This window comes from Amycolatopsis sp. NPDC058278, from assembly GCF_042881395.1.
Taxonomy (GTDB): Bacteria; Actinomycetota; Actinomycetes; order Mycobacteriales; family Pseudonocardiaceae; genus Amycolatopsis.
Genome location: NZ_JBHVXZ010000110.1, coordinates 19,247 through 34,102, shown reverse-complemented (window position 1 = coordinate 34,102; position 14,856 = coordinate 19,247). Strand labels below are relative to the sequence as shown.

The following is a 14,856-nucleotide window of genomic DNA, read 5'->3' as shown; positions in this document are numbered from 1 at the left end:
ATACTTGCTCTCAAAGGAACCTCATACGAGGTTCAATACATAAGCTCTACTGGCTTAGTTCACTAGCACACTGTTGAGTTCTCAAGCAACACACTTCGGACCGCCGCGCCGCGAAGCGCCTTGGTCTTCGGCTTTTGTTTCAAGCTTTGTTCCAGGGATACCACCCTGGTTCGGGACCACCCACTCTACCACGATCGTGGGAGCTTGGTTCGTGTTCCCGGCGGCCGCTCGGTTTCCCTGGCGACTTGGAGAACTTTACATGCCCCCGGAACCCCCTTGCACCGGGGGGTCCCTTTTATCGCGCCAGGCCCGTGACCTGCACCGATAGCACCGTCAGGCGGGCCGCGGCGACCCGTGGGTTGCGACGACCGTCAGCACGACCAAAGCGGCCGCGAGCCCGGCGGCCACATGGATGGGCGCCGGGGTGAACGACGCCGCCACGACGAGCACCGCCGTGACCGGGAAACCGATGGCGATCGGCCGGCACTCGTTGGTCGGGCCGATGTGCAGCAGCCACACGCTCAGCAGGAAGACCGCGACCGGCACCGTGGTCGGCAACGCCGCGGCCACCCCACCGAGGTGCAGCGTCCCCGTGTCGTAGGCGACCGCCACCTCGAGGCCGGCGCCGACGGCCGCCGCGGACGCGAAGATGAAGTAGTGGCCGTACCCCCAGCTCATCGACGTGAACATGCCCGGACGGCGGACGAGCCGCGCGTGGCCCGGCCGGTCGAAGTACAGCCACCACATGGAGAACACCAGGACGAGCGCGGCGACCGCCAACGAGATCAGCGCGCCGAGGTGGCCGGCTTCGGCCGTGCCCTCCTTGATCGCGTTGGTGGCGCTCAGGATCGTCTCGCCGAGCACGATCAGGGTGAACAGGCCGTACCGCTCGGCGATGTGGTGCGGGTGCCAGGCCGTCCCGCCGCTGCTCTCCGCCCACACCGGCACGGCGAGCTCGGCCGCCACGAGCACGACGAACGCGACGGCGCCCGCGGTCCCCGGCACCCACAGCCGCGCGATCCACAGCGACTGGACCACGACGATCCCCGCGGCGTAGCGCACCGCGGCCGGGCGGCACCCCGGGTCCGAGCGGGCCGCGCGCAGCCACTGGGCCACCATCGCCAGCCGCATCAGGACGTACCCGGCGACGATCAGGCGGAAGTCGCCCTCGAACGCGCCCGCCACCCCCGCCGCGATGGTCAGCCCGCCGGCGATCTGCACGAACGTCGCCAGCCGGTACGGGACGTCGTCGGTGTCGAACGCCGAGGCGAACCAGCTGAAGTTCAGCCAGCCCCACCAGATCGCGAAGAACACCATCACGAACGACGTCACGCCGTGCGCGGCGTGCCCCTCGGCCAGCGCGTGGTGCAGCGCCGCCGCGGTCTGGCCGACGGCGACCACGAAACACAGGTCGAAGAGCAGTTCCAGGGGCGTCGCGACGCGGTGGTGTTCCCCGCGGTCGCGGGAGCGCATCGGCCGGTACCAGACCTGGGTCCGCGACGGCTGCTCGGTCATCGGGGCTCCCCGCGTCGGCCTCGGAAGGACGCGATCATCCCAGCACGATCAGGGCGGGACCGGTGCGCACGACACGGGTGAAGAAGACGGGCGGGCCCGGTTCCCCCTCACCCGGGCCCGCCCGCCGCCGTCACGCGCCGGCAGGCACCGATGGGCAGCCCTTCCGCGAGTGCCGGACGGTCCCCCGCGGACGCCGACACCCACTGGACGGAAGGTGACCGAGTGTGTCCATTCCCTCGAACTCCGGACGCCTCGATCGCTCAAACCGGTCACCCCATCCCCGGGTGGCCGACTGATTGCCACTGTCGGTAGCCGAAGCCGCGCAGTGAAGGCTCCATAAGATCTACCCGGTTGCTCTCCGTAGCACCAGTGTCTTTCCGCGCCCGTCACTCGGATGGAGCATCGCGAATCTGCGGAAAGTAGTCTCTCAACCCCGGTGGACGTCCGCAGCCGACGTCTCGGTCTCCGGGGCCTTCCGGTCCTCCTCGGACGCCCGGTGCCGCCGTGCCCGGAGCTCGGCGACCGCCAGGGCGAGCGCGCCACACGTCAGGACGGCCGCGCAGCCGAGCGCGACGGTGAGCGCCACGGGATAACCGCGGCCGAGGACCATGCCGAAGACCGACGCGAGCACGGCGGTGCCGATCGCGGTGCCGATCCGCTGCCCGGTCTGCAGCGCGCCGCCGGCGACCCCGGCCATCCGGACCGGCACGCACTCCAGCGTCAACGTCGTGTTCGGGGAGATCACCATCCCGCCGCCCACACCCGCGAACACCAGCGGCAACGCGAAGGCCCACCCGGACGCCGACGGCGGGACCAGCTCGGCGAGCAGCGCGACGGCCAGCAGCCCGGCGGCGACCATGCCCAGCCCGGTGACGGTCAGCCGCCGGCCGAACCGGGGCACCAGCCGGCCGGCGACGGCGGCCGACACCGCCGAACCGAGCGCGAACGGCGTCACCGACAGGCCCGACTGCAGCGGCGAGTAGCCGAGACCCTGCTGGAAGTACATCGCGAAGACCAGCCAGATCCCGGCGAACCCGCAGAAGTAGAGGGCGCCGACCGCCGCACCGGCGGCGTAGCCCGGGGTGCCGGTGAACAGGCGGGTGTCGAGCAGCGGGGACCGGCCGCGCCGGACCACCGAGTGCTCCCAGCGCACGAACGCGACCCCGAAGACGAGCGCGACGGCGAACAGCCACCACATGTGCGCGAGGCCGCCCTGGTCGGCGTCGACGACCGGGAGCAGCACGCCGAGGACGGTGACCGCGAGCAGCACGATGCCGACGAAGTCGATCTCCGAGGAGATCTTGAGCTGCTTCCTTTCGCTGCGTGGCAGCAGGCGCAGCGCGAGGACGAACGCGAGCACGCCGATCGGGACGTTGACGTAGAACACCCAGCGCCAGCCGTCCTGGCTGCCGAAGACGGCGATGATGAAGCCGCCGAGGATCGGGCCCACCGCCGTCGAGATCCCGACGACCGCGCCGAACATCCCGAACGCGCGGCCACGCTCGGCGCCGCGGAAGAGGTCCTGGATCAGGCCGGTGTTCTGCGGGGTGAGCATGCCCGCCGCCACGCCCTGGGCCAGGCGGGCGAGCACCAGCGTGGTCTCGTTCGGGGCCGCACCGGCCAGTGCGCTGGTGAGGACGAAGGCGGCGAGGGCGCCGAGGAACATGTTCCGGCGGCCGAACGCGTCCCCGAGGCGGCCGCCGGTGACCAGGACCAGGCCGAACGCGAGGGCGTACCCGGAGACGACCCAGCGGATCCCGCCGCTGCTCGCGTGCAGCCCCGACTGCATCGACGGGAGGGCGACGTTGACGATGCTGACGTCGAGCAGGCCCATGAACCCGGCCGTCAGCGAGACGGCAAGCGCCTTCCAGCGGCGGGGGTCGGGTTCGTACGTCATCTCGTCCAGCAAACACGAAAGGCGGGATCCGCGCGCGTTGTGCGCACGGATCCCGGAGCATCACGTCGAAGCGGTGATGCCGCGGATGCCCTTGAGCTCGCCGATCAGCATGGAGCTGACCTTGACCGGGTAGTCGTACAGCGCGAAGACCGTCTGGTTCTTCCCCACCAGCTTGAGGTGCACCGGGGTCTCGCCCTTGTGCGCCAGCAGCGTGGACCGCAGCTCGCTCACCACCGACTGGTCGATCTTCTCCGCCGCCGCGAGCAGCACCAGCGGCGGCTCGTCGTCGCCGTTGCCGGTGCCGACCTCCGACAGGTCGAGCGTCGCCAGGCCGCCGCCGAAGATCGACATCTTGTCTTCGCGCCAGTTGACCCGGCCCTTGACCAGGACCGCGTTGTCCTCGATCAGCTCACTCGCGAAAAGCGCGTACGACTTCGGGAAGAACAGCACCTCGAGCGAGGCGTCCATGTCCTCGACCGTGCAGATCGCCCAGGGCTCGCCCTTCTTGTTGACCCGCCGCTCGAGCGAGGTGATCAGCCCGGAGATCACCAGCTCGCCTTCCTTCGGCGGATCGTTGAGGATGCTCGCGATCGGCTTCGGGGCGTGCTTGCGCAGGATCCGCTCGGCGCCGTCCAGCGGGTGCGCCGAGACGTACAGGCCGAGCATCTCGCGCTCGTAGGCGAGCAGCTGCTTGCGCGGGTACTCCTCCTCGCCGAACTTCAGGTGCGCGAGCGGGGACGACGACGGCGCCGCCTCCCCCTCGTCGCCCCCGAAGCCGAACAGGTCGAACTGGCCCATCGCCTCCTGGCGCTTGAGCGGGACGACGGCTTCGACCGCGTCCTCGTGGACCTGGATCATCGAGAGCCGCGTGTGGCCGAGCGAGTCGAACCCGCCCGCCTTGATCAGCGACTCGATGACCCGCTTGTTGCAGACCACGAGCTCGGACTTGTCGAGGAAGTCGGTGAAGGAGGCGTACTTGCCCTTCTCCTCGCGGGTCTTGATGATCGACTCGACGACGTTCGCGCCGACGTTGCGGACCGCGCCGAGGCCGAAGCGGATGTCCTCGCCGACGGCCGCGAAGCGCAGGGCCGACTCGTTGACGTCCGGCGGCAGCACCTTGATGCCGAGCCGGCGGCACTCGGACAGGTAGATCGCCGACTTGTCCTTGTTGTCACCGACCGACGTGAGCAGGGCCGCCATGTACTCGGCCCGGAAATTCGCCTTGAGGTAGGCGGTCCAGTAGGAGATCAGGCCGTACGCGGCCGCGTGGCTCTTGTTGAACGCGTACCCGGCGAACGGGAGGATCGTGTCCCAAAGCGCCTTGATCGCCTCGGGCGAGAAGCCGCCGGGCCGCAGGTCACTGGCCCGCATGCCGGCTTCGAAGCCCTCGTACTCCTTGTCGAGGACTTCCTTCTTCTTCTTGCCCATCGCGCGGCGGAGCACGTCCGCGCGCCCCATCGTGTACCCGGCCACCTTCTGGCCGATGTGCATGATCTGCTCTTGGTACACGATCAGGCCGTACGTGTCGGCCAGGATCTCCCGCAGCGGCTCGTCGAGCTCCGGGTGGATCGGCTTGACCTTCTGCCGGTTGTTCTTCCGGTCGGCGTAGTCGTTGTGCGCGTTCATGCCCATCGGGCCGGGGCGGTACAGCGCGCCGACCGCGACGATGTCGTCGAACACCGTGGGCTCCATGCGGCGCAGCAGGTCGCGCATGGGGCCGCCGTCCAGCTGGAACACGCCGAGCGTGTCGCCGCGGGCCAGCAGCTTGTACGTCTCGGGGTCGTCGATCGCCAGGGTGTCGAGGTCGACGTCGACCCCGCGGTTGGCCTTGATGTTGTCGATCGCGTCACCGATGACGGTGAGGTTCCGCAGGCCGAGGAAGTCCATCTTCAGCAGGCCGATGGCCTCGCACGACGGGTAGTCCCAGCCGGTGATGATCGAGCCGTCGTCACGCTGCCACAGCGGGATCGCGTCGGTCAGCGGGTCGCAGGACATGATGACCGCGCAGGCGTGCACGCCGGCGTTGCGGATCAGGCCCTCGAGGCCGCGGGCGGTCTCGAAGATCGTCTTGCACTCGTCGTCGGTCTCGACGAGCGCGCGGACCTCGGCGGCCTCGCCGTAGCGCTCGTGCTTCGAGTCGACGATGCCCGAGAGCGGGATGTCCTTGGCCATGATCGGCGGCGGCAGCGCCTTGGAGATCTTGTCCGCGATCGCGTAGCCCGGCTGGCCGAAGTGGACGCGCGCGCTGTCCTTGATCGCCGCCTTCGTCTTGATCGTGCCGAAGGTGATGACCTGGGCGACCTTGTCCGCGCCGTACTTGTCGGTGGCGTACCGGATCATCTCGCCGCGCCGGCGGTCGTCGAAGTCGATGTCGATGTCGGGCATCGAGACGCGCTCGGGGTTCAGGAACCGCTCGAACAGCAGCTTCTGCGGGATCGGGTCCAGGTTGGTGATACCGAGGACGTACGCGACCAGCGAACCGGCGGCCGAACCACGGCCGGGGCCGACCCGGATGCCGACCTTGCGGGCGTAGCTGATGAGGTCGGCGACGATCAGGAAGTAGGCCGGGAAGCCCTTCCCGATGATGACGTCGAGCTCGATCTCGATGCGCTCGTTGTAGTACTCGTCCGGCACGCCGTCCGGGAAGCGCCACTTGAGGCCCCGCTGGACCTCTTCGCGCAGCCAGCCGCCCTGGTCGTACCCCTCCGGCACCTCGAAGAACGGCAGCCGGTCCTTGTGCGAGTAGACCTCTTCGTAGGACTCGACGCGCTCGGCGATCATCAGCGTCGTGTCGGCCGCGCCGGGGACCTCCTTGTCCCAGTACTCGCGCATCTCGGCGGCGGACTTGAGGTAGTAGCCGTCGCCGTCGAACTTGAACCGGGTCGGGTCGTTGAGGGTCTTGCCGGCCTGGACGCACAGCAGCGCCGAGTGCGTGTCGGCCTGGTCCTTGGTGACGTAGTGCGAGTCGTTGGTGGCGATCGGCTTGAGGTCGAGCAGGCGGCCGACCTCCAGCAGGCCCTCGCGGACCGACCGCTCGATCGGCAGGCCGTGGTCCATCAGCTCGAGGAAGAAGTTGTCCGCGCCGAAGATGTCCTTGTAGTCGGACGCGGCCTGGATCGCCGCCTCCTTCTGGCCCAGCCGCAGCCGGGTCTGCACCTCGCCCGACGGGCAGCCGGTGGTGGCGATGATCCCGGAGCTGTTCTCGGCGATCAGCTCGCGGTCCATCCGGGGCTTGCGGTAGTAGCCCTGCATGCTGGCCAGCGAGGACAGCTTGAAGAGGTTCCGCAGGCCGGTGGCGTTCTGCGCGAGCATGGTCATGTGGGTGTACGCGCCGGCGCCCGAGACGTCGCCGCCCTCACCCAGTTCGTCGGAGCCGCGCTGGTTCGACTGGCCCCAGAAGACCGGCTTCTTGTGGAACCGCGACTCCGGCGCGATGTACGCCTCGATCCCGATGATCGGCTTGAGGCCGTGCTTCTTCGACTGCTGGTAGAACTCGTCGCCGCCGTACATGTTGCCGTGGTCGGTCATGCCGACGGCGGGCATGCCGAGGCGCGCCGCCTCCGCGAAGAGGGGAGCGATCTTCGCCGCACCGTCGAGCATCGAGTACTCGGTGTGGACGTGCAGGTGGACGAAGGAATCGTTCGACACCAGCGAAAACCTCCCCTAGGTGGATCGGACCGGCGCGCCCGGGTCTCCCACCCTATCCCGCGCTCACCGGGCTCGATTGTGCGCCTCTGGAGCCCCACCCGGCGGGCACGACGCGCCCTCATTTCGGGCGGTGATGATCACGGCACGCGGCGGGGTCGGGCGGCCGCGTCGCGTCGCGGTCGGTGAGGTGAGCCACACCCGCCGGAGTTCGCGTTGACACCGGCAGCCCCGGGACCGAGCATTCCCGCCATGAACCTGTCTGACAGCCAGACAGCCGGACAAGGTGGCCTCGCCGGGTGAGTGCCATGGAAGCCGTGCTGGCCCACCTGCGCGCCTCGATCGAGCGCGGCGAGTACGCCATCGGCGAGAAGCTCCCCTCCGAAGCGGCCCTGAGCAGGGAGTTCGAGGTCAGCAGGTCGGTACTCCGGGAAGCCCTCCGCGGCCTCCAGGCGCTCGGCATGACCGAGTCGAAGACCGGCAAGGGCACCTTCGTCACCGCCACCGGCCCGGCCGACAACCCGACCTTCGGGCCTTACTCGGCCCGCGACCTCATCGAGGTGCGCCGGCACGTCGAGATCCCCGTCGCCGGGTACGCGGCCGTGCGGCGCAGCCAGGACGACCTCGACCTGCTCGCCCACCTGCTCGACCGGATGGACGCCGAGACCGACAACACCGCCTGGGTCGCGCTCGACTCGGTCTTCCACATCACCATCGCCCAGGCCTCGGGCAACCCGGTGTTCGGGAAGGTGATCGAGGAGATCCGGGACGCGCTCGCCCGCCAGTCCGCCTTCCTCAACCAGCTCGGCGACCGGCGCCGCCAGTCGAACATCGAGCACCGGCAGATCGTCACCGCGATCACGGACGGCTCGGAGACCGGCGCCGTCGAAGCCATGACGGCGCACCTGCAGCACGTCGAAGCCACTCTGACCAGCATCGTGAACGGGGACCAGTGACCGAACAGACCCTCACGGCCACCACCGCCGGCACCACGGACGCGGGCGACGCCGGCTACCACAAGGCCCTGAAGTCCCGGCACGTCAACATGATCGCCATCGGCGGGGCGATCGGCACCGGCCTCTTCCTCGGCGCGGGCGGCCGGCTCGCCCAGGCCGGGCCGGCCCTGGCGATCGTCTACGGCGTCTGCGGGCTCTTCGCCTTCTTCGTCGTCCGCGCGCTCGGCGAGCTGATCCTGTACCGGCCCTCCAGCGGCGCCTTCGTCTCCTACGCCCGCGAGTTCATGGGCGAGAAGGGCGCGTACGTCGCCGGCTGGATGCACTTCCTGAACTGGTCGACCACCGGCATCGCCGATATCACGGCGATCGCGCTGTACGCGCACTTCTGGTCGTTCTTCTCGCCGATCCCGCAGTGGGTGCTCGCGCTGATCGCGCTCGCCGTCGTCCTCACGCTGAACATGGTGTCGGTGAAGCTGTTCGGCGAAATGGAGTTCTGGTTCGCGATCATCAAGGTCGCCGCGCTCGTGCTGTTCATGGTGATCGGCATCTTCCTGCTGGTGACGCAGACGCCGATCGACGGCGTCGCGGGCGGCCCGCAGCTGATCGCCGACCACGGCGGGATCTTCCCGTCCGGGCTGCTGCCGATGGTGCTGATCGTGCAGGGCGTGGTGTTCGCCTACGCGTCGGTCGAGCTGGTCGGCGTCGCCGCGGGCGAGACCGAGAACCCGGAGAAGATCATGCCGAAGGCGATCAACTCCATCATGTGGCGCATCCTGGTCTTCTACGTCGGCTCGGTCGTGCTGCTGGCGATGCTGCTGCCGTGGAGCTCCTACACCAAGGACCAGAGCCCGTTCGTCACCGTGCTCTCGCACCTGGGCGTGCCCGCGGCGGACAGCGTGATGAACCTCGTCGTGCTCACCGCGGCGCTGTCCAGCCTGAACTCCGGGCTGTACTCGACCGGCCGCATCCTGCGGTCGATGGGGGTGGCGGGCTCGGCACCGAAGTTCACCGGCGTGATGAACCGCAACCACGTGCCCTACGGCGGGATCCTGCTCACCGCGGCCGTCTGCGTGCTCGGCGTCGGGCTCAACTACCTGGTGCCGAAGGAGGCCTTCGACATCGTGCTGAACTTCGCCGCGATCGGCATCCTCGCCACCTGGGCCATCATCGTGCTCTGCCACCTGCTGTTCGTGCGCAAGGCGAAGCGCGACGGCCTCGAGCGGCCGTCGTTCCGGCTGCCGTTCTCGCCCTACACCGAGATCGCGACGCTGGTGTTCCTCGCCGCCGTCGTCGTCCTGATGGGCTTCGACGAGACCGGCCGGATCACCCTGCTGGCGCTGCCGGCGATCCTGATCGCCCTGGTCGTGGGCTGGTTCGGCGTGCGCAAGCGGATCGACATGCGCGCGTTCGACAAGGAGGGCCTGTGAGCCACGAACCCCTCGTCGAGCTGATCCGCGACGGCCTGGTCGAGGGCGTCCACCACGGCTCGGCCGTGGTGCTCGCCCCGGACGGCTCGACGCGGTTCGCCGCCGGGGACGTCGACACGCCGATGTACCCGCGATCGACGGCGAAGCCGCTGCAGGCCACCGCGATGGCACGGCTCGGCCTGCGCCTGTCCCCCGCCGGGTTCGCGATCGCCGCGGCCAGCCACTCGGGCGAGCCGATGCACCTCGACGCCGCGGTCGAGGTGCTCGGCGGACGCTCCCCCGACCTGCTGGGCAATCCCGCGGACTTCCCGTTCGACCCGGTCGAGCGGGACCACTGGATCGCCGGCGGCCGGGCGCCGTCCCGGTTGGCGCACAACTGCTCCGGCAAGCACGCGGCGATGCTCGCGACCTGCGAGCTCAACGGGTGGAGCCTCGACGGCTACCTCGACCCGGCCCACCCGCTGCAGCGGGCGATCGCCGCCACCGTCGAGGACCTGACCGGCCGCGGCATCGCGCGGGTCGCGGTCGACGGCTGTGGCGCGCCGCTCTTCGCGACGACGCTGCGCGGGCTCGCGACAGCCGTGTCGAAGATCGCGACGGCGGCACCCGGCACACCGGAGGGCCTGGTCGCGGGCGGCATCCGGCAGCACCCCGAGCTGGTCGGCGGCAGCCGCCGGGACGTCACCGCCGTCATGCGCGCGGTGCCCGGGCTGATCGCGAAGGACGGCTTCGAGGCCGTCCAGGTCGCCGCGCTGCCGGACGGCACGGCGATCGCGGTCAAGATCGCCGACGGCGGGGACCGGGCGCGGTACCCCGTGCTGGCCGCGCTGCTCGGGCTGTGCGGGGTGGCCGTCCCGCCCGGCCCGGAAAACCTCCGTTTCACCGGAAACCTGTCTGTGGGGAGCACGGTATGACCACCCGCCGCGAACACGACCTGCTGGGCGACAAGGACGTCCCCGCCGACGCGTACTGGGGCGTGCACACCGCCCGCGCCCGCGAGAACTTCCCGATCACCGGCACGACGATCGCCGCCTACCCGCACCTGGTCGAGGCGCTGGCCTCGGTGAAAGAGGCCGCGGCCCGCGCCAACGCCGAGCTGGGCCTGCTCGGCGTTGGCATCGCGGAGGCGATCTGCGCGGCCTGCCGGGAAATCCGCGAAGGCGCGTTGCACGGCGAGTTCGTCGTCGACGTCATCCAGGGCGGTGCCGGGACGTCGACCAACATGAACGCCAACGAGGTGATCGCCAACCGCGCGCTCGAGCTGCTCGGGCACGCCAAGGGCGACTACCACGTCGTGCACCCCAACGAGCACGTCAACCTCTCGCAGTCGACGAACGACGCCTACCCGACCGCGGTGAACGTCGCGACGATCATCGCCGTGCGCGAGCTGTCCGAGTCGATGGTCGTGCTGGAGAAGGCGTTCGCGGCCAAGGCCGTCGAGTTCCACGACGTGCTGAAGATGGGCCGCACGCAGCTGCAGGACGCCGTGCCGATGACGCTCGGCCAGGAGTTCGGCACCTACGCGGTGATGCTCGGTGAAGACCGGCAGCGGCTGGGCGAGGCCGTCGCGCTGCTGCACGAGATCAACCTCGGCGCGACCGCGATCGGCACCGGCCTCAACGCCGCGCCGGGCTACGCCGAGGCCGCCTGCCGCCACCTGCGCGAAATCACCGGGCTGCCGGTCGTCACCGCGGCGGACCTGGTGGAGGCCACCCAGGACTGCGGCGCGTTCGTGCACCTTTCGGGTGTCCTCAAGCGGATCGCGGTCAAGCTCTCCAAGAGCTGCAACGACCTGCGGCTGCTGTCCTCGGGCCCGCGCGCCGGGTTGAACGAGATCAACCTGCCGCCGGTGCAGGCCGGGTCCTCGATCATGCCCGGCAAGATCAACCCGGTGATCCCGGAGGTGGTCAACCAGGTCGCGTTCGAGGTGATCGGCAACGACGTCACCGTGACGATGGCCGCCGAAGCGGGGCAGCTGCAGCTCAACGCGTTCGAGCCGATCATCCTGCACTCGCTCTCGGAGAGCATCACGCACCTGGGCGCGGCCTGCCGGACCCTGGCTTCGAAGTGTGTTTCCGGGATCACCGCGAACGTCGACGTCATGCGCGCCTACGTCGAGAACTCGATCGGCCTGGTGACGGCGCTCAACCCGAGCATCGGCTACGCGGCCGCGACGGAGATCGCGAAGGAGGCCCTGGAAACCGGGCGCGGGGTCGCCGAGCTCGTCGTCGAAAAGGGCCTGATCCCGGCCGAAGAGCTGGCGAGGCTGCTGCGGCCGGAAACCCTCGCGCGCGCGAACTGAGGTACGGTCGGATCCGGAAGGACCTACTCCACTTCGGAAGGCGACCGCCCGTGCTGGACCGACTTGTCGACAAGCTGCTCGGACTCCCCCGCACCGAAGATCCCAAGCCGGTCGTGACGCGCGACCTCGCCGTGCCGATGCCCGACGGCGTCACGCTGCTCGCCGACCGGTACGCCCCCGCCGGGACGACGTCGGCGCCGGTCGTGCTGATCCGCACGCCGTACGGGCGCAAGGGCCTGGCCTCGAAGCTCTTCGGCGAGACCTTCGCCCGGCACGGGCTGCAGACGGTCGTCCAGAGCACGCGCGGCTCGTTCGGCTCCGGCGGCGAGTTCCGGCCCTTCCACCTCGAACGCGAGGACGGGCTCGCCACCGCCGAGTGGCTGCGGGCCCAGCCGTGGTGCGACGGGAACCTGGGCATGGCCGGCGCCAGCTACCTCGGGCACACGCAGTGGGCGATCGGGCCGTACCTCGACCCGCCCCTGGCGGCGATGTGCCTCGGGGTGACGGCGTCGGAGTTCGTCTCGACGTTCTACCCGGGCGGGGTGCTCGCGGCGGACAACATGGTCTCGTGGGCGGCGATGATCGGCCGCCAGGAAGAACGTTTCGCCGCGCTGCCGAACCCGCGGCAGACGCGCAAGACCCGCCGGGCGATGGCGCACCTGCCGATCAGCGGCGCCGACATCGCCGCGATCGGGAAGCCGGTGCGGTTCCTCCAGGACGTCACCGAGCACTTCGCGCCCGGCGACGGTTACTGGGCCATGTCCGACCACAGCGCGCGCGTGGTGGAGCTCGACGTCCCGGTGTCGATGGTCACCGGCTGGTACGACCTGTTCATCGGCTCGCAGCTGCGCGACTTCCGGCTCCTCGCCGACGCGGGCAAGGCGCCGCGGATCACGATCGGGCCGTGGGCGCACGGCGAGCCCGCGAGCATGGGCCCGATGATCCGCGACCAGCTCGGTTTCCTGCGCGCGCACCTGCTCGGCGACCGGACCCAGCTGCAGCGGGCGCCGGTCCGGCTGTTCCTCCAGGGCGCCGGGACGTGGCTGGACTTCGAGTCCTGGCCACCGCCGTCGAAGGTGACCGAGGCGCACCTGCGGCCGATCGGCGGGCTCGGCGAGGTCGCGACCGACCCGGCGCTGCCGACGCCGTTCACCTACGACCCGGCCGATCCGACGCCCGCGGTCGGCGGCCCGCTGCTGACGGGCGAGTGGAAGCAGCGCGACAACCAGGAGGTCGAGGCCCGGCCGGACGTGCTGGTGTTCACCGGCGAGCCGCTGCCGTCGGACCTCGACGTCATCGGCGAAGTGTCGGCGACCGTGCACGTGCGCACCGAGCTGGGCCACGCCGACGTCTACGTCCGGCTGTGCGACGTCGACGCCGGCGGCGTCTCCCGCAACGTGACCGACGGAATCCTGCGGCTGCGCCCGGGCTTCCCCTCGGCGGATCCCGAGGGTGTGGTGACCGCGGAGGTGACGCTCGACCCGACGGCGTACCGCTTCCGCCGCGGCCACCGCCTGCGCGTCCAGGTGGCGGGCGGCGCGTTCCCGCGGTTCGCCCGCAACCACGGCACGGGCGAGCCGGTCACCTCGGCGGTGACCGGCGAACCGAACCGCTTCGAGGTGTTCCACGACGCGGCGCGGCCGTCCCGGATCACGCTGCCGGTGTTCAGCAGCTGACAGCGGGGCGGGTCAGAGCGGGACCGTGCGGTGGTGGCTGGTCACCCGGCCGTCGTCGTGGAGGACGTGCAGCAGCAAGGCCGGCGGGCGGTCGTACTCCAGCGGGCCGCCTTCGGCCCACTCGCGGTCCGCGCCCGGCTCGACCGGCAGCAGCGAGCCCGAAACGACCCCCGGTGCGATGCGCAGCGGGACACCGGCGAAAGTCGTCGAGGCCCCCGTGTGCACGTGCCCGGCCAGCAGCGCCTTCACCCGCGGGTGCCGCTTCAGCACGGCCGCCAGCCGGTCTTCGCCGGCCTGGCGGATCGCGTCCACCAGCGGGACGCCGACCTCGACCGGCGGGTGGTGGAACGCGACGAACGCCGGGCCGTCGCCGCCGGAGAGGACGCCGTCGAGCCACGCCAGGGTCTCGTCGGCGAGGAATCCCGCGCCGCGGCCCGGGATCGTCGAGTCGCACAGCGCGAACAGCACGCCGCCGATCTCCTGCGCGAGGTCGATCGGGCCGTCGGACGGCGGCAGGTCGAGCAACCCCGTGCGGAAGGCCGCGCGCACGTCGTGGTTGCCCGGGCACACCAGCACCGGCGCCGGGTGCTTCAGCAGCTCGGCGGCGCGCGCGTACTCCGCGGCCGTGCCGTGGTCGGCGATGTCGCCGGTGACTACGACGGCGTCGACCGGCCAGGCAAAGCCGCCGAGGTAGCCCATCACCGCCGCCACGCGGTCTTCCGCCCGCGGGCCGCCGTCGAGGTGCAGGTCGCTCAGGTGCGCGATGATCATCTTTCGTCCTTCCCCAGGTACGCCAGTGCCTTGACCCAGTTGGCGACGAGCACCGCGGACGCGGCCGCCAGATCGCCGTCGCGCAGGGCCGCGGCGATGCGGCGGTGTTCCTCGATGCTCTCCCCGGCGTGGCCGTGCCGGGCGAAGTACGCCGACTCGTAGCGCTTGAGCAGCGGCTTGGTCTGCTCGATCAGCCGCAGCAGGTGCGGGTTCGGGCAGCGCGACAGCAGCAGCGCGTGCCACCGGTCGTCCAATGCGGACAGTTCGCTGCCGTCCGCGAGGGCCATTTCGCCGGCGACGGCGTCGAGCGCGTCCGGCAGCCCGATCAGCTCGACCGGCGACGTCCAGCGCAGCGCGAGGGCTTCCAGCTCGGCTACCAGCGGGTAGAGCCGGCGCGCCTCGTCCGGGTCGAACGGCGGCACCAGGAACCCCCGGCCGGGCGCGGAGACCAGCAGGCCGCGGTCGGCGAGCCCGATCAGCGCCTCCCGCAGCGGCGTCCGGCTGACGCCGAGTTCGCGCGCCAGGTGCACCTCGTTGACGCGGGTCCCGGCCGCGAGCCGCCGGTCGAGCACGCGCGCGGTGATCTGCTCGATGAGGTCGCTGCGCAACGGGGTGCGGGCCATGCCGGGCAGTATTGCATACAGTAGCTATCTACTGTATTCAGTTC

General features: G+C 70.4%; 10 protein-coding genes. 5 read left to right on the top strand and 5 right to left on the bottom strand.

Going from position 1 to position 14,856, the window contains the following annotated elements; translation table 11 throughout:
- Window positions 1–333: 333 nt before the first annotated feature.
- The 3 genes from ACFVYA_RS38715 to dnaE all read right to left on the bottom strand — a co-directional run bounded on the left by ACFVYA_RS38715 (window position 334) and on the right by dnaE (window position 7,060).
- Window positions 334–1,515: a low temperature requirement protein A gene (locus ACFVYA_RS38715; protein WP_387052122.1), complete on the bottom strand. Its 1,182-nt coding sequence runs from the start codon at window positions 1,513–1,515 to the stop codon at window positions 334–336.
- A 427-nt stretch (window positions 1,516–1,942) separates the two neighbouring features.
- Window positions 1,943–3,412 carry an MFS transporter gene (locus ACFVYA_RS38710; protein ID WP_387052121.1) on the bottom strand — a complete coding sequence of 490 codons (1,470 nt, stop codon included), beginning with the start codon at window positions 3,410–3,412 and terminating at the stop codon, window positions 1,943–1,945.
- Between the two features lie 60 nt (window positions 3,413–3,472).
- On the bottom strand, window positions 3,473–7,060 hold the full coding sequence (gene dnaE / locus ACFVYA_RS38705; RefSeq protein ID WP_387052120.1) for a DNA polymerase III subunit alpha: 3,588 nt from the start codon (window positions 7,058–7,060) through the stop codon (window positions 3,473–3,475).
- 305 nt (window positions 7,061–7,365) lie between these two features.
- On the opposite strand from dnaE, the gene ACFVYA_RS38700 reads away from it, so the two are divergent.
- The 5 genes from ACFVYA_RS38700 to ACFVYA_RS38680 are packed head-to-tail and all read left to right on the top strand — an operon-like array spanning window position 7,366 to window position 13,418.
- Entirely contained in the window at window positions 7,366–8,013 is a 648-nt protein-coding gene (locus tag ACFVYA_RS38700) for a FadR/GntR family transcriptional regulator (RefSeq protein WP_387052125.1), read from the top strand.
- A complete protein-coding gene (locus ACFVYA_RS38695) occupies window positions 8,010–9,440 on the top strand; it encodes an amino acid permease (RefSeq protein WP_387052119.1) in 1,431 nt (476 codons plus the stop codon). The genes ACFVYA_RS38700 and ACFVYA_RS38695 overlap by 4 nt, the downstream gene beginning before the upstream one ends.
- Complete coding sequence (locus tag ACFVYA_RS38690; RefSeq protein ID WP_387052118.1) at window positions 9,437–10,354, top strand: asparaginase; 918 nt, start codon at window positions 9,437–9,439, stop codon at window positions 10,352–10,354. Before ACFVYA_RS38695 ends, ACFVYA_RS38690 begins: the two co-directional genes overlap by 4 nt.
- On the top strand, window positions 10,351–11,742 hold the full coding sequence (gene aspA / locus ACFVYA_RS38685; RefSeq protein ID WP_387052117.1) for an aspartate ammonia-lyase: 1,392 nt from the start codon (window positions 10,351–10,353) through the stop codon (window positions 11,740–11,742). Before ACFVYA_RS38690 ends, aspA begins: the two co-directional genes overlap by 4 nt.
- A 50-nt stretch (window positions 11,743–11,792) precedes the next feature.
- The gene (locus ACFVYA_RS38680) at window positions 11,793–13,418 is read left to right on the top strand and encodes a CocE/NonD family hydrolase (protein ID WP_387052116.1); all 1,626 of its coding nucleotides are present in this window, start codon (window positions 11,793–11,795) and stop codon (window positions 13,416–13,418) included.
- A 12-nt stretch (window positions 13,419–13,430) separates the two neighbouring features.
- Here ACFVYA_RS38680 and ACFVYA_RS38675 read toward each other — a convergent pair whose 3' ends face one another.
- Together ACFVYA_RS38675 and ACFVYA_RS38670 are read right to left on the bottom strand one after the other, a co-directional pair.
- Complete coding sequence (locus tag ACFVYA_RS38675; RefSeq protein ID WP_387052115.1) at window positions 13,431–14,189, bottom strand: metallophosphoesterase; 759 nt, start codon at window positions 14,187–14,189, stop codon at window positions 13,431–13,433.
- On the bottom strand, window positions 14,186–14,812 hold the full coding sequence (locus ACFVYA_RS38670; protein WP_285989411.1) for a GntR family transcriptional regulator: 627 nt from the start codon (window positions 14,810–14,812) through the stop codon (window positions 14,186–14,188). Before ACFVYA_RS38670 ends, ACFVYA_RS38675 begins: the two co-directional genes overlap by 4 nt.
- Window positions 14,813–14,856: the final 44 nt, after the last annotated feature.

What these genes read in the sequence shown, in the direction of transcription:
- ACFVYA_RS38715 (WP_387052122.1), bottom strand. Translation starts at nt 1,515, where the DNA reads ATGACCGAGCAGCCGTCGCGGACCCAGGTCTGGTACCGGCCGATGCGC.
- ACFVYA_RS38710 (WP_387052121.1), bottom strand. Translation starts at nt 3,412, where the DNA reads ATGACGTACGAACCCGACCCCCGCCGCTGGAAGGCGCTTGCCGTCTCG.
- ACFVYA_RS38700 (WP_387052125.1), top strand. Translation starts at nt 7,366, where the DNA reads ATGGAAGCCGTGCTGGCCCACCTGCGCGCCTCGATCGAGCGCGGCGAG.
- aspA (WP_387052117.1), top strand. Translation starts at nt 10,351, where the DNA reads ATGACCACCCGCCGCGAACACGACCTGCTGGGCGACAAGGACGTCCCC.
- ACFVYA_RS38675 (WP_387052115.1), bottom strand. Translation starts at nt 14,189, where the DNA reads ATGATCATCGCGCACCTGAGCGACCTGCACCTCGACGGCGGCCCGCGG.
- ACFVYA_RS38670 (WP_285989411.1), bottom strand. Translation starts at nt 14,812, where the DNA reads ATGGCCCGCACCCCGTTGCGCAGCGACCTCATCGAGCAGATCACCGCG.